General features: G+C 58.9%; 14 protein-coding genes, 1 rRNA gene and 2 pseudogenes. 10 read left to right on the top strand and 7 right to left on the bottom strand.

Annotated features, from left to right (window positions below):
• Positions 1-45 precede the first annotated feature (45 nt).
• The 5 genes and pseudogenes from rrf to BN1129_RS01295 all read left to right on the top strand — a co-directional run bounded on the left by rrf (position 46) and on the right by BN1129_RS01295 (position 4,174).
• Positions 46-160: ribosomal RNA gene (gene rrf, locus BN1129_RS01315) — 5S ribosomal RNA — on the top strand.
• Positions 161-330: 170 nt separating this feature from the next.
• Entirely contained in the window at positions 331-1,296 is a 966-nt protein-coding gene (ebgR, locus tag BN1129_RS01310; RefSeq protein WP_042033988.1) for a transcriptional regulator EbgR, read from the top strand.
• A gap of 314 nt (positions 1,297-1,610) precedes the next feature.
• Positions 1,611-2,681, top strand: a pseudogene (locus tag BN1129_RS21990) (glycoside hydrolase family 2 TIM barrel-domain containing protein); the annotation flags it as partial.
• Positions 2,667-2,984 (top strand): annotated as a pseudogene (locus tag BN1129_RS24535) (YhcH/YjgK/YiaL family protein). The pseudogenes BN1129_RS21990 and BN1129_RS24535, both read left to right, overlap by 15 nt.
• 239 nt (positions 2,985-3,223) lie before the next feature.
• A complete protein-coding gene (locus tag BN1129_RS01295; protein ID WP_042033985.1) occupies positions 3,224-4,174 on the top strand; it encodes a bile acid:sodium symporter family protein in 951 nt (316 codons plus the stop codon).
• Between the two features lie 79 nt (positions 4,175-4,253).
• Here the strand turns inward: BN1129_RS01295 and ovoA are convergent, their stop codons facing one another.
• Positions 4,254-6,455, bottom strand: coding sequence for a 5-histidylcysteine sulfoxide synthase (gene ovoA / locus BN1129_RS01290; RefSeq protein ID WP_244462996.1), 2,202 nt, complete (start codon positions 6,453-6,455; stop codon positions 4,254-4,256).
• Positions 6,456-6,765: 310 nt separating this feature from the next.
• On the opposite strand from ovoA, the gene BN1129_RS01285 reads away from it, so the two are divergent.
• Positions 6,766-7,488 carry a head GIN domain-containing protein gene (locus BN1129_RS01285; RefSeq protein ID WP_042033983.1) on the top strand — a complete coding sequence of 241 codons (723 nt, stop codon included), beginning with the start codon at positions 6,766-6,768 and terminating at the stop codon, positions 7,486-7,488.
• Positions 7,489-7,554: 66 nt separating this feature from the next.
• Here the strand turns inward: BN1129_RS01285 and fghA are convergent, their stop codons facing one another.
• A complete protein-coding gene (gene fghA, locus BN1129_RS01280) occupies positions 7,555-8,391 on the bottom strand; it encodes an S-formylglutathione hydrolase (RefSeq protein WP_042033982.1) in 837 nt (278 codons plus the stop codon).
• Between the two features lie 48 nt (positions 8,392-8,439).
• Positions 8,440-9,567 carry an S-(hydroxymethyl)glutathione dehydrogenase/class III alcohol dehydrogenase gene (locus BN1129_RS01275; protein WP_042033981.1) on the bottom strand — a complete coding sequence of 376 codons (1,128 nt, stop codon included), beginning with the start codon at positions 9,565-9,567 and terminating at the stop codon, positions 8,440-8,442.
• A 120-nt stretch (positions 9,568-9,687) separates the two neighbouring features.
• Between BN1129_RS01275 and BN1129_RS01270 the strand changes: the two genes are divergently transcribed.
• Positions 9,688-10,593: a LysR substrate-binding domain-containing protein gene (locus BN1129_RS01270; RefSeq protein WP_042033979.1), complete on the top strand. Its 906-nt coding sequence runs from the start codon at positions 9,688-9,690 to the stop codon at positions 10,591-10,593.
• A gap of 123 nt (positions 10,594-10,716) precedes the next feature.
• Positions 10,717-11,157: a TM2 domain-containing protein gene (locus BN1129_RS01265; protein ID WP_042033978.1), complete on the top strand. Its 441-nt coding sequence runs from the start codon at positions 10,717-10,719 to the stop codon at positions 11,155-11,157.
• Between the two features lie 162 nt (positions 11,158-11,319).
• Here BN1129_RS01265 and BN1129_RS01260 read toward each other — a convergent pair whose 3' ends face one another.
• The 4 genes from BN1129_RS01260 to BN1129_RS01245 form a co-directional block, all read right to left on the bottom strand.
• Positions 11,320-12,285: an ABC transporter permease gene (locus BN1129_RS01260; protein WP_042033977.1), complete on the bottom strand. Its 966-nt coding sequence runs from the start codon at positions 12,283-12,285 to the stop codon at positions 11,320-11,322.
• A gap of 2 nt (positions 12,286-12,287) precedes the next feature.
• Positions 12,288-13,406, bottom strand: a complete 1,119-nt coding sequence (locus tag BN1129_RS01255) for an ABC transporter permease (RefSeq protein WP_042033975.1) — start codon at positions 13,404-13,406, stop codon at positions 12,288-12,290.
• Entirely contained in the window at positions 13,403-14,989 is a 1,587-nt protein-coding gene (locus BN1129_RS01250) for an ABC transporter ATP-binding protein (protein WP_042033973.1), read from the bottom strand. The genes BN1129_RS01255 and BN1129_RS01250 overlap by 4 nt, the downstream gene beginning before the upstream one ends.
• Positions 14,990-15,072: 83 nt before the next feature.
• The gene (locus BN1129_RS01245; protein WP_042033972.1) at positions 15,073-16,071 is read right to left on the bottom strand and encodes a BMP family lipoprotein; all 999 of its coding nucleotides are present in this window, start codon (positions 16,069-16,071) and stop codon (positions 15,073-15,075) included.
• Positions 16,072-16,503: 432 nt separating this feature from the next.
• Here BN1129_RS01245 and uvrD point away from each other — a divergent pair, with 432 nt between their 5' ends.
• A complete protein-coding gene (gene uvrD, locus BN1129_RS01240; protein ID WP_042033971.1) occupies positions 16,504-18,675 on the top strand; it encodes a DNA helicase II in 2,172 nt (723 codons plus the stop codon).
• A 170-nt stretch (positions 18,676-18,845) separates the two neighbouring features.
• Positions 18,846-19,526 carry a hypothetical protein gene (locus BN1129_RS01235; protein ID WP_157013215.1) on the top strand — a complete coding sequence of 227 codons (681 nt, stop codon included), beginning with the start codon at positions 18,846-18,848 and terminating at the stop codon, positions 19,524-19,526.
• Positions 19,527-19,675 lie beyond the last annotated feature (149 nt).

The following is a 19,675-nucleotide window of genomic DNA, read 5'->3' as shown; positions in this document are numbered from 1 at the left end:
CTCTGGGTATCAGCACCAGTTTTAAGTTAGTTTTAACGCTTTTTGCCTGACGGCAATAGCGCTGTGGAACCACCTGATCCCATGCCGAACTCAGAAGTGAAACGCGGTAGCGCCGATGGTAGTGTGGCATTCGCCATGCGAGAGTAGGACACTGTCAGGCTCCTATTTAGAAGAGGCCTCCCATTAGGGAGGCCTTTTTGCATTTGTGCGTTCCAGAATCTGTCTTGGCTCTGCTCCCGGCATTTTAGTAAAAATGCTGGGCTATCAAGGGATTGCCCGTTACTCTTTAGCCGTTACTGATTAACACGTGATGCTGCCAGAGAGGTATTGATGGCTACGTTGAAGGAAATTGCACAGGAGGCGGGGGTGTCGCTCGCTACGGTATCCCGGGTACTGAACGAGGATCCCAGCCTGAGCGTCAAGGAAGAGACCAAGCAGCGGATCTTCGAGATTGCCGAACGGCTGGAGTACAAGACCAGCAGTGCTCGCAAGGGGGTTCACAAGAGCAAGCTGCACTTTCTGGTGGTCTACTCCTATCCGCAGAGTACCGAGGTCAACGATCCCTACTATCTCGCCATTCGCTATGGCATCGAGACCCAGAGTGCCCGCCTCAATATCGAGCTGACCCACCTCTACAACTGTGGTGAAGGGCGCGAGCTGACCGAGGTGGACGGTATCCTGGTGGTGGGAAGCCTCTCTGCCGAGCGTCTGGCGCAGCTGCGAACCTGCTCTAACATGCTGGTCTTTGTCGATTGCCGGGCAATGGAGGAGTTCGACTCGGTCGACGTGGATCTCGCCCTGATCAGCCAGCAAGTGGTTGATTACTTTATTGCTCAGGGGCACCAGCGTATCGGCTATATCGGCGGACAGGATGAGAATCCGGACCTGCGTGAGCTGGCTTTCCGGGATTATGGCAAGCGACTGGGCGTGGTGCAGGAGAGCGATCTCTATCGCGGCGATTTCTCCAGTGCTTCCGGCTATCGGTTGGCAAAAGAGATGCTGGCAGGGGATTGGCCCAAGGCGTTGTTTGTCGCCTCCGACTCCATTGCCATCGGCGTGTTGCGTGCCATCCACGAGAAGGGATTGGCCATTCCCCAGCAGATCGAGCTGATCAGCGTCAACGATATTCCGACCGCAAAGTTCACCTTCCCGCCGCTCTCCACGGTGCGGATCCACTCCGAGTTGATGGGCTCCCAGGGAGTCAATCTGCTGGTCGAACGACTGCGTGACGAGCGTGATATTCCCCTCCGGGTACTGGTGCCGAGTCGCCTGACCCTGCGTGGCACTACACGCTAACTTTAGTAAAATAACGTCTGTTTTAGCGGCACCATCTCGCGGTGGTGCGGCACCTTTCCTTCACCATCCTCTCCCTCATCTCTCCTGATAAATTCATGGTTCTATGGTGGTTTATAGCCATTTCTTGCCTGTATTTATCAACATCCATGTCACTCCTGTGCGTTTCACTCTCTTTTATCTTCCGCTTCTGATCCCGCTCACAAAACCATCCAGCCATTGTGATCAGGTTAAAACTTTACCGATATAAAACCGATGTTTAGTAAATATTTGTTTGGTGTTTACCCAGTCAAAGTTGCCTTGTTCCGGGAGGACATGTGAATAATTGGGAAAACGTTCAATTCGTTGGTGAAAACAGGCTGGCTCCGCGCCTACTTCTTCTCTTATGCCGATCGCGTTGCGGTGGCCACCATGCAGCGCGAGCTGAGCCGCCTCACCGCCGAGTTCGATATCAGTGCCTACGCCAACACCGGCGAGAACCTGCTGTCGGTACGGGTGATGCAGTGGGCGGACTCCGCCTATATCGAAGATCAGGATATGTGGTGGATGGCGTGGATCTTCCGCGACGTCTATCTGGTGGGCAAACCGGCCGCCCATGTGCAGGACTTCTTCATCCGCACCGCTCTGGCCGATGGCAATCAGATTGCCAGCCATAGCGCCACTCTGAGCTGCGATATCCAGCTAGCAAATCTGGGGGCACCTTCCCGTGATCATCGTCTGGTCTGGTCGCTGCTGGATCAGGACCGCGAGATCGCCAGCGGCTCTCTCGATCATCTTGCCATCGACGGCAAGTGCGACTGCCGCTTCACATTGGATCTGGCCAACCCTCATCTGTGGAGTGCCGAAGACCCTTACCTCTATCAGCTGCAACTCTCCTTCTACAACGGTCAGGGCGAGCTGCTGGAAGTGATCCCGCAGCGGGTCGTGTGCGTGAAATCAGGGTCAAAGATGGCCTCTTCTACGTCAACGGCCACTACCTCAAGCTGCACGGGGTGAACCGTCACGATAACGACCACCTCAAGAGCCGCGTGGTCGGTATGGACCGTGTTGAACGCGACATCGTGCTGATGAAGCAGCACAACCCCAACTCGGTGCGCACCGCCCACTACCCGAATGACCCGCGCTTCTACGAGCTGTGCGACCAGTACGGTCCGTTCGTGATGGTTGAGACCCACGTGGAGATCCACGGTTTCGCCAGCGTCGGCGATCTCAGCCGCATTACCGACGCCTCCTTCTGGGAGCCGGTGTTCGTGGATCGCATCGAGCGCCACGTGCACGCCCAGAAGAACCACCTCTCCATCATCATCTGGTCGCTGGGCAACGAGTCCGGCTATGGCTGCAACATCAGAGCCATGTACCAGCGCGGCAAGGCGATCGGCCCGACCCGGCAGCCCATCGCCCGTGGCAACCTCAAGCCCGGCATCTGCCACTCCATCGGTGACTCCCTCACCTACCGCTTGCAGGAGGGGGCCAGCCCGGCCACCTCATTGTTCGAGGGGTAGTGCCGCTACTTCGACATCCACTACTACCTGGAAGGGGAAGAGACGGTGGAGTGGGCTGCCAAGAACGAGCTGCAGGTCGAGCAGGGCTACGACGGCACCACAGACCGTGAGTGGCTGGTTGGCGAGGTGCGTGAGCGCATGTTGCTCTGCGCCGAGACCCCGGACGAGAGCCAGGGCGTGCTGTTGTAGCCCCGTGTGCCGATGGCGTCAGCTATTCCACCCGATCGTCAACATCCACCTATCGCAGGCCTCAGGTATCAAACGTTGATGAACAATTTACCAACGCTCAACGTTGCGCCTCTCTGTTATCGGGGTAAGCTCGTGGTTCGTTTCAACGGGGGGTGCCAGACACCTCCTGTTGTGTTTTTTGTCCTCCCCGTTCCTGACTTCCGCCACGGAGGCAGGATGCCCTCTGACGGAGACTCCCCGTGCGTCTGGATCCCTTTACTTCTGTGCTGATTGCTGTGGTCGCCCTGGCCTCCTTTTTTCCCTGCGAGGGGCAGGTGGCCGTCTGGTTTGGTCTGCTGACCAAGCTGGCGGTGGCGCTCTTGTTCTTCATGCACGGCGCCAAGCTGTCGCGCCAGAACCTGCTGGCGGGGCTGGGCCACTGGCGGCTGCATCTGGTGGTGATGCTCAGTACCTTTGTGCTGTTTCCGCTGCTCGGGTTGCTGCTCACTCCGCTGGTGCCCCAGTGGTTGAGCCCCGCTATCTACCTTGGCTTCCTCTACCTCTGCGCCCTGCCTGCCACCGTGCAGTCGGCTATTGCCTTCACCTCGATGGCTGGGGGGAATGTGTCAGCGGCGGTATGCAGCGCCTCGGCCTCAAGCATCCTCGGCATCTTCCTCTCGCCGCTGCTGGTGGGGATGATGATCCATGTGCAGGGTGAGGGGATCGACACCTGGCACTCCATTCAGGCCATCATGATGCAGCTGATGCTGCCGTTTGTGGTGGGCCATTTGTCGCGCCCGCTCATCGGCGGCTGGGTCGACAGCCATCGTCCGCTGATTGGCAAGCTGGATCAGAGCTCCATCCTGCTGGTGGTCTATGTTGCCTTCAGCGAGGCGGTGGTGCAGGGGATTTGGCACAAAGTAGGCTGGTACGATCTGGCCAGTATCGTGCTGCTCAGCTGCGTCTTGCTGGCGCTGGTGCTCTGCTGGAATGTCTGGATCAGCCGTCGCCTCGGTTTCGACAAGGCGGACGAGATCACCATCGTCTTCTGCGGCTCCAAGAAGAGTCTGGCCAACGGGGTGCCGATGGCCAACGTCATGTTCCCGGCTGCCAGCGTCGGCGTCATGGTGTTGCCGCTGATGATCTTCCACCAGATCCAGCTGATGGTCTGCGCCGTGCTGGCCCGCCGCTACCACGCGCAGGGGAGTTGATACACTCGCCGTTTTTGCAGCCATAACCAGAGGGAGGCCAGTTGGCCTCCCTCTTTTCATCTGCTTGCCGACGCGCGAGCTAGCGCTTACGCCAGACGGTCAGTTGCGCCACCGTATGCTGGTATTTGCGGGCGGTCTCGCGGATGACGAAGGGGACATCCCGGGGCGGGCAGAGCTCCTCGAACTCTGCCGCGAGCAGCCGTTGCAGCGCTTGATAGGTGCTGAGGGCCTCGCCATTTTCACGGATGCCGCCGAGCCAGTTGGCCTTGGGGGTGTAGTCGGCCAGCCAGGTGTAAGGGCTGGTGAGTACCAGCAGGCCGCCGCTGCGCAGCCGGGGGGCTATGTCGCGCAGGAAGCGGGCCGGTTCGCGCAGCCGGTCGATCAGGTTGGCGGCGAGCACCAGATCGTAGTGGTCGTACTTGGGTTTGAGGTTGCAGGCATCCCCCTGACTGAAGTGGATGCGTTCGATCTCGCTCGCCCCCAGGCCATGGCTCGACAGGCGCGCCTCGCAATACTCCACCAGTTCGCCCTCCAGTGGTACCGCATAGCGGAAGCTGTCCTGGCTGGCGAGGGTGAGTGCCACGTCGATGAAGCGGGCCGAGTAGTCCACCCCGTCTACATGCTGGAAGTGGCGGGCCAGTTCGAAGCTGGCGCGGCCGGTGGCGCAGCCGATATCCAGCGCCCGCTGGTGGTTGCCGCACAGCTCACTGGCAAGATCGGCCAGGGTTTTGGCGTAGTTGGCGACCCCGAAGTGGGGCGGGCCGTACTGGAAGTCGAGGTACTGTGCTACGAGCGTGTCGGTTTCGTAAGGATTCACTATGACGGATTCCTGATAACGTGAGACCAGATAGCGGAAGCCCGCATGCTGGAAGAAGTGGCGGCGAAAGGCATAACGGGACGATTTGAGCGCTTCGTTGCCTGTGCTGATCCAGCTACCGCCCTTGATGAGGGTGTGTTTGCCATCAAAGGTCGGGGTGGAGAAGTCGTCGTAGAGCGGGTGGATGTGAAAGCCGTCGAAGCCATCGATGGCGGTGCTGGTCCACTGCCAGACGTTGCCTACCAGATCGAAGAAGTCACCCTGTGGCCAGGTATCTACCGCACAGGGGGAGGCAAAGCGGGCCAGATTGATATTGCCGGGCGCATCGATCCAGTCCGGCTGATCCCCCGCCAGCTGATTGCGCAGCAGGGCCCACTCCCCCTCGCTCGGCAGCTGGATGGGCAGTCCGCTCTGGGCCGCTTTCCAGCGACAGAAGGCGGCGGCTTCCAGCTGATTGACCTCGGCGGGCCAATCCCAGGGCATGGCCACCCGCTCCGTCATCAGCCGCAGTTGCAGTTGCTCGGGCTCGGCGGGATCGCCGACCCAGAAGGTGGGCATACGTGCTTTGGCATACTGGCACCAGCCCCAACCTTCCTCATCCCACCACTGCTGCTGGTCATAACCCCCTGCCTGCACGAACGCGAAATACTCGGCATTGCTGACCAGCATGCGGCTGGCCTTGAAGGGGGGGATTTCAAGGTGGCGCTCACCATATTCATTGTCCCAACCATAGGTGGCATCTTGCTTGCCGAGGCTCACCTGACCCCCTGCCACGGGTATCAGGCTGTTGGCAGGCACGTCCGCCATCTGATGGCGTCCTAGGGGGCTGGTGGGCCAATAGGGGCGGGGCCGTACCCAGGCCAGTGGCAGCTGGCGGATCAGCACGCTGGAAGTTTCGAGGTGGATACGCTCGTGCTCTATCCCCATCAAGATGACCCAGGCCGGGCTCTGCCAGTCGATGGGCAGGCTTAGCGGCATACGATGAATGAAGTCAATGACACGGGCACGCACCTTGGCACGGTAGCTTCTTAGCTCGGCGACCTTGGGCCAGTCGTAGTGGGTCTCGTCCAGATCGTCCCAGCTCATCTCGTCCACCCCGATGGCGACCATGGCCTCGATGCGTGCATCAATACGACAGTCAATGAGTCGCGCGGCCAGCAGCTTGTTGATGCAGAAGGCGGCGGTGTGGCCGTAATAAAAGATGAGTGGATGGCGCAGCGGGATCGCCTTGTTGAACCAGGCGCGCTCGTCAGCCAGACAATCGAACAGCGAGTCATAGAGATCGAAGGTCTGGCAGAAGTAGCTGAGCAGTTCACGGCGCTTCTGCTCGGGATCGCTGCCGGTCAGCAGCGGAGTGCGAGTCGGCTCAGGCAGGCCGAGGGCGGTAGAAAACTGGGTGCTGACGTGGGGCACGCTGTGACTCCTTGCTGGCAGTGAAAACTGACAAGACAGTGGTAAATACATTACCGCGATGGAGAGCTCTATACGCACAAGGTATGACTATTGGCTCAACCGGTCGGTGAGGCAACTAACAATTTTATGGTCATCAGCTTGGCTGGCCCCGCATGCGAGCCACACATCGACGGGTATTTGTCTCTGTCGATATGGTTAACTTTATCAAAATGTGGCCTGAATGACTCCTTTTATGTTTGTGCCAATAAATGAAGTTCTATAAAATAGATATAAATCATTAACTTATATTGTCGCACGATGTTTGCACATGCTTGGGCCCTAAAAGGGCTTTGTGTGCCAGGCCACAATCAGGATAGAGGTGATGACATTGATAATTGAAATGATATTGGCCGTCGGACTGAGTGGCTGCAGTTGGCTGGATGAGGCCAAGGTGACAGGGAAAGGGGTCGTTATCGAGCAGCATCAGCCCATGGACAAGCAGGTGACCCGGGTATTGGCGGGGGTGCCAGCCAATATTCATCTGGTGGTGGGGGAAGCGAGCGCTATTCATATCAAGGGACAGGAGAACCTGCTGCCCTATCTGGTGCTGACCGAGCGGGGCGACAAGCTGGAGATCGAGGTCAAGGAGGGCTATCGACTCGAACCGACCGAGCCACTGGACCTCACTATCACCTTGCCCCAACTCCATGAACTGGCACTGACGGATTCTGGCAGCGGCGACCTGCAAGGTTTCAAGGGGGACAAGCTGGTATTGTCGGTGGCCGGCAGCGGCGACATAGTCGCCAGCAAGCTCGCGCTGAACAGGCTGGAAGGCAATATCTCGGGGTCCGGCAATCTGGATCTGGGTGATGGCTCAGCCACCGCCATGAAGCTGAACATCGCCGGTTCCGGGGATGTGCAGGGGGCCAATCTCAAGGGTGAGAAGGTTGAGGTCAATATAGCGGGCAGCGGGAATGTGGAGGTGCGGGCCCGGGAGCGGCTCAAGGTCGGCATCGCCGGATCCGGTTCGGTCAGCTACTGGGGTGATCCCACGCTGGAGAGCAAGATCGCGGGCTCGGGTGACGTGACCCGCCAGGGCAGTTGAAGCCGCTGGCCTCAAGCCAATCATCGAACGTAGAAAAGAGACAGGCCCGTGGCGGGCCTGTCTCGATCAGAGATAGCGGGCGTGAAAGCGCAGGTGCGCCTCGATAAAGCTCGCCACGAAGTAGTAGCTGTGGTCATAGCCGGCATGGCGGTTGAGCTCCAGCGGCCACCCCTTGCTGGCAGCGGCTTCTGCCAGCGCATCGATGTGCAGCTGCTCGGCAAGGAAGGGGTCGTCCAGCCCCACATCCACCAGGGTTGGCAGTGGTGTGACTGGCTGGTGGCGTAGCAGCTGGCAGGCGTCCCACTCCTGCCATAGCAGCGGATTTTGGCCGAGATAGGCACCGAGCGCCTTCTGGCCCCAGGCGCAGCGGCTCGGGTGGCAGATCGGGCTGAACGCCGAGACCGATCGGTAGCGGCCGGGCTCCCGCAATGCGGCGATCAGCGCACCATGCCCCCCCATGGAGTGGCCGCTGATGGCGCGCCGGGTCGAGACCGGGAAGTGGGTCTCGATGAGCTCGGGCAGTGCGCGGGTGACGTAGTCATACATCTGGTAGTGATCGCGCCAGGGGCTCTGGCTGGCGTTGACATAAAAACCGGCGCCCATGCCGAGATCGTAAGCGGGATCGTCCGGGATCCCCTCGCCGCGCGGGCTGGTGTCCGGCGTCACCAGGGCGATGCCCAGCTCGGCGGCGATGCGGTGTGCCCCCGCCTTCTGCATGAAGTTTTCATCGGTGCAGGTGAGGCCGCTGAGCCAGTAGAGCACGGGCACCTTCTGGCCGGTGAGGGCCTGGGGTGGCAGATAGATAGAAAAATTCATCTCGCAGCCGAGCAGGCTGGCACTGTGGCGATAGCGCTTGTGCCAGCCGCCGACACTCTTGTTGCTGCTGATAATCTCCAGATTCATCGAAGGACTCCTGCACCCCGCCCACGAAGGTGGGCGGGGTGATCATGCTCAGTAGTGGATGACGGTGCGGATGCTCTTGCCTTGGTGCATCAGATCGAAGGCGTCGTTGATCTGCTCCAGTGGCATGGTGTGGGTGATGAAGTCATCGAGGCGGAACTCACCCTGCATGTAGCGCTGCACATAGCTCGGCAGTTCGCTGCGACCACGCACCCCGCCAAAGGCGCTGCCGCGCCAGACCCGGCCGGTGACCAGCTGGAACGGACGGGTGCTGATCTCCTGACCGGCACCGGCCACACCTATGATGACCGACTCGCCCCAGCCCTTGTGGCAGCACTCCAGCGCCGCCCGCATCACCTTGACGTTGCCGATGCACTCGAACGAGAAGTCGACGCCGCCATCGGTCAGCTCGACGATCACCTCCTGCATCGGTTTGTCGTAATCGTTCGGGTTGATGCAGTCGGTAGCGCCCAGTTTGCGGGCCAGCTCGAACTTGCTCTCGTTGATATCGATGGCGATGATCCGGCCAGCCTTGGCCAGACGGGCACCGATCACCGCGGAGAGGCCGATGCCCCCCAGCCCGAAGATGGCGACGCTCTCACCCTCTTTCACCTTGGCGGTGTTCATCACGGCACCGATGCCGGTGGTGACGCCGCAGCCGAGCAGGCAGACCTCTTCCAGCGGGGCGGCCGGATCCACCTTGGCGATGGAGATCTCGGGCAGTACCGTGTATTCGCTGAAGGTGGAGGTGCCCATGTAGTGATAGATGGGCTGGCCATCTTTCGAGAAGCGGGTGGTGCCGTCCGGCATCAGTCCCTTGCCCTGGGTGGCGCGGATCTTCTGGCACAGGTTGGTCTTGCCGGATTTGCAGAATTTGCACTCGCCGCACTCAGGGGTGTAGAGCGGGATCACGTGATCGCCGACCTTGACGCTGGTCACCCCTTCGCCGATGGACTCGACGATGCCACCCCCCTCGTGGCCAAGGATGCAGGGGAAGACCCCTTCCGGATCCTCACCAGACAGCGTGAAGGCATCGGTGTGGCAGACGCCGGTGGCGACGATGCGTACCCTCACCTCACCAGTCTGGGGCGGCATGACCTCCACTTCTTCGATGGAGAGGGGCTGGCCCGGTCCCCAGGCGATGGCGGCTTTACACTTGATGCTTTGAACCTGTGCCATGAATGACATCCTTCTTATTGCGGTAGGTGAACAGAGATGAACTCAGGTATGCAGTGTAGTTTCCCTTCTATTTGGTGATAATAAGGCTAAATATCAAATCACTTTTACACACAGGTAATAATGCTCGGCTGGGAAGGGATCTGTGAATTTGTCAGCGTAGCGGAGCAGGGGGGCTTTACTCCGGCGGCGCGCAAGCTGGGGGTGTCGGTGGCCCAGGTCAGCCGTCAGGTGGCACAGCTGGAAGACAGGCTGCAGGCCAAGCTGCTGCTGCGCACCACCCGTCAGGTGCGGCTCACCGAGCTTGGCGAAATCTATTACCGTCACTGCCGTCAGCTGCTGGACAACCTCTATGAAGCCGAGCTGGCGGTGGGACGCCATCAGGCGGTGCCGCAAGGGTCGTTGCGCATCACGGCGCCTGTCTCCTACGGCGAGAGCCGCATCGCCCCGCTGGTGAACGACTTCATGGTGCGTTTTCCCCAGCTGGAGGTGATCCTCAACCTCACCAATCAGCTGCTGGATCTGGTGCACGAAGGCTACGATCTGGCGATCCGGCTCGGCCATCTCAAAGATTCGACGCTGGTGGCGCGCAAGCTGGCGCAGCGGGTGCCCTATGTCTGCGCCTCACCGGCCTACACCGCCTGCCACGGCATCCCCAACAGCCTCTCCGAGCTGGCCCGCCACCGCTGTTTGGTGGGCAACAGTGATGAGTGGTACTTCACCCTGGACGCTCACCCCCACAGCGTGCGGGTGCACGGCCTGCTGCAGTGCAACAGCGGTCACGCCCTGCTGGACGCGGCGCTCAAGGGAATAGGCATTATCCAGCTGCCGGATTACTACGTGAGTGACCATCTGGCGCGGGGGGAGCTTATCGAGCTGCTGCCCGAGCTGCGGGCTCCGGAGGAGGGGATCTGGGCCCTTTATCCCCACAACCGCCACCTCTCCCCCAAAGTGCGGCTGCTGGTGGACTATCTGGCCGAGCGGCTGAGTGCTCCCCATCAACCTGCACTGGTGAGGCCGGTTGGTTGACAGGCATGCCTGTACTGGCTGGTTTTTTGTTTCAAATGAGCCTCTTCTGGTGTAGCCTGTCAACTGAATTAGACCCGTTCAGACGTGGTCTTTTTTCTTCTTCTTGCTAAAGGGCTGATAATAATGAAAGGCACGGTAATTAACTTTAATGAAACAGATCGCACTGGTTTGATTTCCGGGGATGACAGCAATAGATATCAGTTTGACATTATTGAATGGAAAGGCAGTCAACTGCCGAAAAATGGCTTGAAAGTGGATTTCTCTATTGAAGGTGAGCAGGCACAGGCTATTTACGCCATCGCCTCCACGGTTGGCGCATCCAAAAAAGTGGCAGCAGCGTTGTTTGCGTTTTTCCTGGGCGCCTTCGGTGCACACAAGTTTTATCTTGGTTACACCAAGCAGGGTGTGTTCATGCTGCTGATTTTCTTGTTTGGTTTTATTCTGCTTGGTTTGCCCTCTGTCATTATCGGGCTTATTGCTTTCATCGAGTTTGTTATTTACATCTCTAAGTCCGATGAAGAGTTTGAGCAAACTTACATCATCAATAAAAAGGCATGGTTCTAGCCAAAAACTGGCTCTGCTCATGCACACTGGGCTAAGACGTCTCGCCCATTATGAAATAACCCGCTCTTTGCAACAGAGCGGGTTATTTCTATTGGGTTAGTCGGCCTGGCGGGTATCAGTACACTGGGGCCCGCCAGAAGGGGCTTGCCGGTAGCAAGGAGATCACTCCCGCTCCTTGACGTAAGGGGTACCGAGCGCCTTGGGGGCCACCGCCTTGCCGATGAAGCCGGCCAGCAGGAATACCGTCAGTATGTAGGGCAAGGCCTCGATGGCCTGCACCGGAATGGCGAAGCTACCTATGCTGACACCTTGCAGGCGGATGGCGACAGCATCGAGGAAGCCGAACAGCAGACATGCCGCCAGCGCATTCCAAGGGCGCCACTTGCCGAACACCAGCGCTGCCAGTGCCATAAAGCCCTTGCCTGCACTCATGTTGGGGATGAACTGAGCCGTCTGGGCCACCGCCAGATAGGTGCCACCGATGCCAGCCAGCAGACCACCTATGATGAGCGCGGTATAACGCATCCGCACCACGGAAATACCGGCGGTATCGACCGCCGCTGGTGCCTCGCCCACGGCACGCAGACGCAGACCGAAGCGGGTGCGAAACATCACCCACCAGGCCAGGGGCACGGCGGCAAACGCCACGTATTCCAGCAGGGAGTGGCCGCTGAGCAGCTCGCTGTAGAGCTGGCCGATCACCGGCACATCCCACAGCTCCCTGGCGTAGGGCAGATCGATGGGGGCGAAGCGGGCCGCACCGGAGAGTGCCGGGGTCTGGCCACCCTGATCGAACCAGTAACGGCCCAGGGTGACGGTCAGACCGGCCGCCAGAATGTTGATGGCCATGCCGCTTACCACCTGATCACCCCTGTGGGTGATGGTGGCAAAGCCGTGCATCAGGGCGAACAGTATGGAGACGCCCATACCCGCACCCAGCCCAATCCAGGCAGAACCGGAGACAGCCGCCGCCGCGCCGCTGGCGAACGCCGCCGCCAGCAATTTGCCTTCCAGCGCTATGTTGACCACACCGGAGCGTTCACAAAACATGCCCGCCATGGCGGCCAGGATCAGCGGTGGTGCGGTTCGTATGGTGGCATCCAGCATCAGGATCAGAGTTTCAAACATGATCAGGCTCCCTTGGCTTGCGCGGATGAGCGGTTGGCAAACGCCAGATAGAGCTGCTCGACGCGCGGACGCATCATGTGCTCAAGGGCGCCACAGAACAGGATCACCAGACCCTGCAGCACCACCACTATGTTGCGGTCGACCCCGAACTCGAAGCTGAGCTCGGCGCCCCCCTGATAGAGGAAGCCAAACAGCAGGCTGGCGATGATGACGCCGACCGGGTGGTTGCGCCCCATCAGCGCCACCGCGATACCGGTGAAGCCGAAGCCTTCCACGAAGTTGAGCTTGATCTGGTGCAGTTCACCCTGCAGCACGTTGAGGGCGAAGAAGCCCGACAGCATGCCGGAGATCACCATGGCCAGGATCACCACCTTGGGATAGGAGATGCCTGCGTAGGCGGAGGCGCTTTGGCTGGCTCCGACCGAGCGGATCTCGTAGCCCCAGCGGGTATGCCAGATAAAAACCCACACCAGGGCCGCACAGATCAGCGCCCAGAAGAAGCTGATGTTGAGCGGGCTGTTGGGTATATCCATGCCGACACCGCTCGCCAGCTCGCTGACCTTGGGCAACCAGCTCGCCTCGGCAAACACCTTGCTCTCGGTCGCCATGGAGCCCGCCGGTTTGAACACTTCGACCAGCAGGTAGGCCATCAGGGAGGCGGCGATGAAGTTGAACATGATGGTGGTGATGACGATGTGGCTGCCGCGTTTGGCTTGCAGCCAGGCCGGAATAAAGGCCCAGGCCGCACCGAACAGGCCGCCGGCGATGATGGCCAGCGGCAACAGCAGCGCAAACGGCAGCGAGTCGCCGAGCAGCAGGCAGACCAGGCCGACGCCGAGGCCGCCGATATAGGCCTGACCTTCACCACCGATGTTGAACAGACCGGCGTGGAAGGCGACCGCCACCGACAGACCGGTGAAGATGAAACCGGTCGCGTAGTAGAGGGTGAAACCGACCCCTTCACCGGTGCCGAAGGCGCCGTACCACATGATCTGGGCGGCATCGATCGGGTTGATGTCGAGGTAGTAGAACAGGATGGCCGACACCAGGAAGGCCAGCAGTATGTTGAGCGCGGGCAGCACGCCCACGGAGATCCAGGCAGGGATACGTGTTTGGCTCATGAGCGAGCCTCCTTGGCTACGCCAGACAGAGCAGCAACGTCGTCCGGCACTATGTTCGCCATCATCAGTCCTATGGTGCGTTCATCCGCCTTGGCAGCATCCAGCTCGCCAACGATGCGGCCATCGGCAATCACCAGGATCCGGTCAGACAGACTCATGATCTCATCCAGCTCCACCGACACCAGCAGCACGGCCTTGCCCTTGTCGCGCATGGCGATGATCTGCTGGTGGATGTACTCGATGGCGCCGATATCGACCCCGCGGGTCGGCTGGCCGATCAGCAGCACATCCGGGTTCTGCTCCACTTCCCGGGCGATTACCAGCTTCTGCTGGTTGCCACCGGAGAAGTTGGCCGTCTTGTGGTCGGGATGGGGCGGGCGCACGTCCCACTTGTCCATCTTGGCCTGACAATCCTGCAGGATCGCCTCCCTGTTCTGCAGCCAGCCCTTGTTGTACTGGGGACGGCGGTGATAACCCAGGATGAAGGCCTCTTGCGCCTCGAAGCGGTTGATCAGCCCCATCTTGTGCCTGTCTTCCGGCACATGGCCGAGGCCGTAGTTGCGCACCCGCTCGGGATCAGCCGGATGCGCCACGCTCACCTCGTGCGTCTGACCATTGCCTGTGATGGTAAAGCTGCCCTTGCTGGGCTTGATGATGCCGCCAAGCAGGCTGAGCAGCTCGGACTGGCCGTTGCCTGAGACGCCAGCGATGCCGACCACTTCCCCGGCCCGCACCTCGAAGCTGACGGATTTGACCCGCTCCACCTTGGCATCGTCGAAGTAACTGAGCCCGTTGACCTTGAGCTTGGCCTCGCCCGGCTGGGTCGGGCCCTTGTCGACCTTGAGGCGCACCTTGCGGCCCACCATGAGTTCGGCCAGCTGCTCCTTGTCGGTATCCTTGGTGGCGACGTGGGCCACCATCTCGCCCCGGCGCATGATGGAGACCTGATCGGTAATGGCCAGGATCTCCCGCAGCTTGTGGGTGATGAGGATGATGGTCGCGCCTTGATCCCGCAGCTTTTTCAGCACCTCGAACAGGTGATCCGCCTCTTGCGGGGTCAGTACCCCGGTCGGCTCATCGAGGATCAGGATGCGGGCACCGCGATAGAGCGCCTTGAGGATCTCGACCCGCTGTTGCAGGCCCACCGGCAGGTCTTCGACTTTCTCGTGCAGCGGCACATCGAGACCATAGTCCCGCGCCAGCTCGCCGAGCAGCTTCTCGGCCGCTGCCAGGCTCTGGCCCAAGTGCCAGCCGTTTTCCGCGCCAAGGATGACGTTCTCCAGCACGGTGAAATTGTTCACCAGCATAAAGTGCTGGTGCACCATGCCCACGCCTGCGGCAATCGCATCTTGTGAGCCATGGGGTTTGAACGGTTTCCCGTCGATGAACATCTCGCCGCTGTCGGCGTGGTAGAAACCATAAATGATGCTCATCAGCGTCGACTTGCCGGCACCATTCTCGCCGACGATACCGTGAATACTGCCTTTTTGAACCTTAAGGTCGATCTGCTTGTTGGCGTACACGTCGCCGAACCGCTTATCGATACCCCTTAATTCGATGGCATAGCGATCTGTCTGGTCCATGATGCAGTCCTTGCGGGTCATGAAGAGAGACTAAAAACCGGCCCCTACGGGCCGGTCGTTGGGCTGAGAGTCGTAGCGGTTAATCAGTATTTGCAGCTGTTGTCGCTCATGTAGTCATGAACGTTGATCTTGCCGGAGATGATGTCGGCCTTGATGGCATCCACCTTGGCTTTCATCTCGGGAGTGATCAGCTTCTCGTTGTCTTTGTCGAGAGCCCAATCCACACCGCCCTCGGCCAGGCCCAGGTTCCTGATACCCGGTTGCCAGGTGCCCTTGGCGGCGTCATCCCAGGTCTGATAAGCGGCCAGACCCACGGATTTGACCATGGAGGTCAGCATGGTGCCCGGTTGCAGGTGGTTCTGGTTGGAATCCACGCCGATGGCGAACTTGCCTTCATCCTTGGCTGCCTGGTAAACACCGATACCGGTACCGCCGGCAGCGGCGTAAACCACGTCGACGCCCTTGGCGAACTGGGACTTGGCCAGCTCTGCCCCCTTGGCCGGGTCAGCAAACGCCGACGGGGTGGAGCCGGTCATGTTCTGGAACACTTCGATCTTCGGATTGACGTACTTGGCACCTTGCTCGTAGCCGCACTGGAACTTGCGGATCAGCGGGATATCCATGCCACCCACGAAGCCGACCTTGTCGCTCTTGGAGGCGATGGCTGCCAGCGCACCCACCAGGAAAGAGCCTTCATGCTCCTTGAAGATGAGGGACTGCACGTTTGGCTTGTCGACCACCATGTCGATGATGGTGAACTGGGTGTTCGGGAATTCGGTCGCGACTTTCTCGACGGCCGAGCCCATGTTGAAGCCGACGGCGACGATCGGGCCGTTGCCACGGCTGGCCAGACGACGCAAACCCTGCTCACGCTGTGCTTCGTTCTGGGGTTCGAACTCCTTGACCTTGACCCCTTTGTCCTTGTTATAGATTTCGACGCCGTTACGGAACACGGCTTCGTTGAATGACTTGTCGAATTTGCCAGCGGTGTCGTAGATGACGGCGGGCTGGGAAGCAGCCTGAGCAGAGAGAGCTGCGAGAGTGAGGGTGGCAACGGTGGCCAGCTTGAGCACTTTAGTCACGATCGTATCCTTGATTGTTATTAAGTGAGGGAACTTGCCTACTTTGGCAGGCTATCTAGCACGCAGGGTTACTCTAAGTCAGCCCCGATGCGGGTCAAGCAAATGATAAGGGAAAAACGTTTGCGGTAACGGTTTGAAAGATAAGCGGATAAATTTATAAGTGGTTGTTTTAATACCTATTTTCAGATTTAAATTCTGAAATAACTGGGTGTCAAATGACATTTGTGTTTATATTCATATGGTTATAAGCAATCGTTTTCGTCATGCCGGCCAAGGGGTGGCTTCTATAGGGGCTATTTTGTGTTCTGCGTCCATGTTGGCCCCTCCCGACGCAGGCCTGACATCCAGAGCCGCGCTGCTCGTTCACGCCGATTTGGTCTGTGGCGCCACAGGCCGTATAATCCCCGCCTGTATAAATAAACAGGAGTGGTGATGGACGTTTCAACCCTGCTCGACGGGCTCAACGACAAGCAAAGAGATGCCGTTGCGGCGCCCCGTAGCAATCTGCTGGTGCTGGCCGGTGCCGGTTCGGGCAAGACCCGGGTGCTGGTGCACCGCATTGCCTGGCTGATGCAGGTGGAACGCTGTTCACCCTTCTCCATCATCGCGGTCACCTTTACCAACAAGGCGGCGGCCGAGATGCGCGGCCGGGTCGAGAAGGTGTTAGGCAGCATGCAGCGCGGCATGTGGATTGGCACCTTCCACGGCATCGCCCACCGCCTGCTGCGGGCCCACCATCTGGATGCCGGGCTGCCGCAGGATTTCCAGATCCTCGACTCCGATGACCAGTACCGCCTCATCCGCCGCGTCATCAAGGCGCTCAACCTCGACGAGAAGCACTGGGCCCCGCGCGCCGTGATGGGCTACATCAACGGCAAGAAGGACGAGGGCTTGCGCCCCGGCGACATCGACCTCTACGGCGACCCCGTCACCCGCACCTATCAGCAGATCTACAAGACCTATCAGGAGACCTGCGATCGCTCCGGTCTGGTGGACTTCGCCGAGCTCTTGCTGCGCGCCCACGAACTGTGGCTGAACAAGCCGCATATCCTCGAGCACTACCGCGACCGCTTCCAGAACATACTGGTGGACGAGTTTCAGGATACCAACGGCATCCAGTACGCCTGGCTGCGGATGCTGGCGGGCAACAGCGGCAAGGTGATGATCGTCGGCGACGATGATCAGTCCATCTACGGCTGGCGCGGCGCCAAGATTGAGAACATCCAGCGCTTCCTGACCGACTATGAGGGGGCGCAGACCATTCGCCTGGAGCAGAACTACCGCTCCACCGCCAATATCCTCAAAGCCGCCAACAGCGTCATCGCCAACAACGCCGAGCGCCTTGGCAAGGAGCTGTGGACCGAAGGGGCCGAAGGTGACCCGATTTCGCTGTATGCCGCCTTCAACGAGGTGGACGAAGCGCGCTTCGTGGTCGGCCGCCTCAAGGATTGGAAGGAAAAGGGCGGCCTGCTGGCCGACTGCGCCATCCTCTATCGATCCAACGCCCAATCGCGGGTGCTGGAAGAGGCGCTGATGCAGGACGCCATGCCATATCGCATCTACGGCGGCCTGCGCTTCTTCGAACGGCAAGAGATCAAAGATGCCATGGCCTACCTGCGGCTTATCAACAACCGTGGCGACGACGCCAGCTTCGAGCGGGTGGTCAACACCCCGACCCGTGGCATCGGCGATCGCACCCTCGAGATCCTGCGCGCCAACGCCCGGGATCAAGGGCAGAACCTGTGGCAATCGGCCAAGGGGCTGCTAAACGACAAGGTGCTGACCGGTCGCGCCGGTAACGCGGTGCGCGGCTTTGTCGATCTCATCGATGCGCTAGAGAGCCAAGTTGGCATGCTGCCGCTGCACCAGCAGGCCGATATCGCCATCCAGAATTCCGGCCTCAAGGCGATGTATCTGGCGGAAAAAGGTGAGAAATCCCAGGCGCGGGTAGAAAACCTGGACGAACTGGTCACCGCCTGCCGTCAATACAAGCGCCCGGACGAGCTGGAAGAGATGAGCGATCTCTCCGCCTTCCTCGCCCACGCGGCGCTGGAATCCGGCGAGAGTCAGGCGGACGAATATGCCGATGCTGTGCAGCTGATGACATTGCACAGCGCCAAGGGGCTGGAGTTCCCGCTGGTGCTGCTGGTCGGTGTCGAGGAAGGGATGTTCCCCAGCCCGCAATCCGCCGAGGAGTCGGGCCGGTTGCAGGAAGAGCGGCGCCTCTGTTACGTCGGCATGACCCGCGCCATGGAGAAGCTCTACATCTGTTATGCCGAGAGCCGCCGCATCTATGGCCGCGAAATGCAGCACAGCGTGAGCCGCTTTATCCGCGAGATCCCCGCCGAGTGTCTGGAAGAGATCCGGCTGCGCACTCAGGTGAGCAGACCCACCCAGTACGGCCGCTTTAGCCAGAACGAGGTGCGCGCGATCTTCGACGCTAGCGGCATCAAGCTCGGCCAGCGGGTGCTCCATCCGAAATTCGGCGAAGGGATAGTGCTCAACTTCGAAGGGGTGGGCCAGCAGAGCCGGGTGCAGATCCAGTTCGACGACGTCGGCGCCAAGTGGCTGGTGACGGCGTATGCCAGATTGGAAGCGCTCTGATTTCTTCCGCTTTTTGATGTGACCAACCCGGCTTTAGGCCGGGTTGATTTTTATCTCTGTGATCAAGGCAGCATTAATTACGCGATCGTCCGAATACGCTTCGCTATTCGAACCTACAGCTCTTATTTCTCGGATACATAATGGACAGTACAACTAAACTGATAGATAACATGAAAGAAGATAGTGATCTTAATACAAAAAGAAAGCTATTGGTTATTGTCAGCATTTTATTAATGGCAATGAGTGTGAGTGGAGCCACTTTGCTTGAGGCGAATACATTTATATTTAAAGTTGGCTTTGCAAACTCAAAGGGTCTTGGTTATTTGTTGTTCCTTGGAGTTATTACGCTAACAATCAGGTATTATTCTGCAGCTTATCAATACCATGCGCAACTCTATGAGATGTGGGCCAATGACATGGTTCGTGATTATGATGTTTTTGGTTATTTATATGATGAACACTGGTTTAGTCCATGTGGATTGCTAAGTAATATCAGCATGTTTTCAAAGGGATTCGCTGAATCTCATGATGAGGACGAGAACATGCGCAATAAGTTTGTTTTTAAGTATGAAGTATCGGGAGTTTTTAGACGCGCAGTGTCGTATACATGTGATTATGGTGAACATCTCTCGATCGAGAGAGTATCTCTTAACACCTTTAAGAATGGGTGGAAATTCGCGCATTTAGTGCAATTACTAAAAGTTGAATTAAGATTTCAATCTGCTGCCTTTTTCAGAAGGACTGAGCACTTGGAAATCATATTGCCTTATATAATTTCCGTGTTATCCCTACTTTCATTTATTTTTAAATCGAGAAAATCTGGGACATCCACCTTTCTGGGTAAGCTGTAGCCAGATTGGGGATGTGGTGACGGATGGTTAGCTCGGGAGCCGGATCGGGAGCAACAAGGTGATGGTTCTGGCCTTTAAAGCCCCTTGTTCAGGCAACATCATGCCCGGCATCGGATGACATGCCGGGGTGTGATATGAAGTGGGGACTC

Origin of the sequence: Aeromonas popoffii, assembly GCF_000820025.1 — a bacterium.
GTDB lineage: Bacteria > Pseudomonadota > Gammaproteobacteria > Enterobacterales > Aeromonadaceae > Aeromonas > Aeromonas popoffii.
Note: the sequence above shows the minus strand (reverse complement) of the source record. Positions and strands in the feature narration are given on the sequence as shown.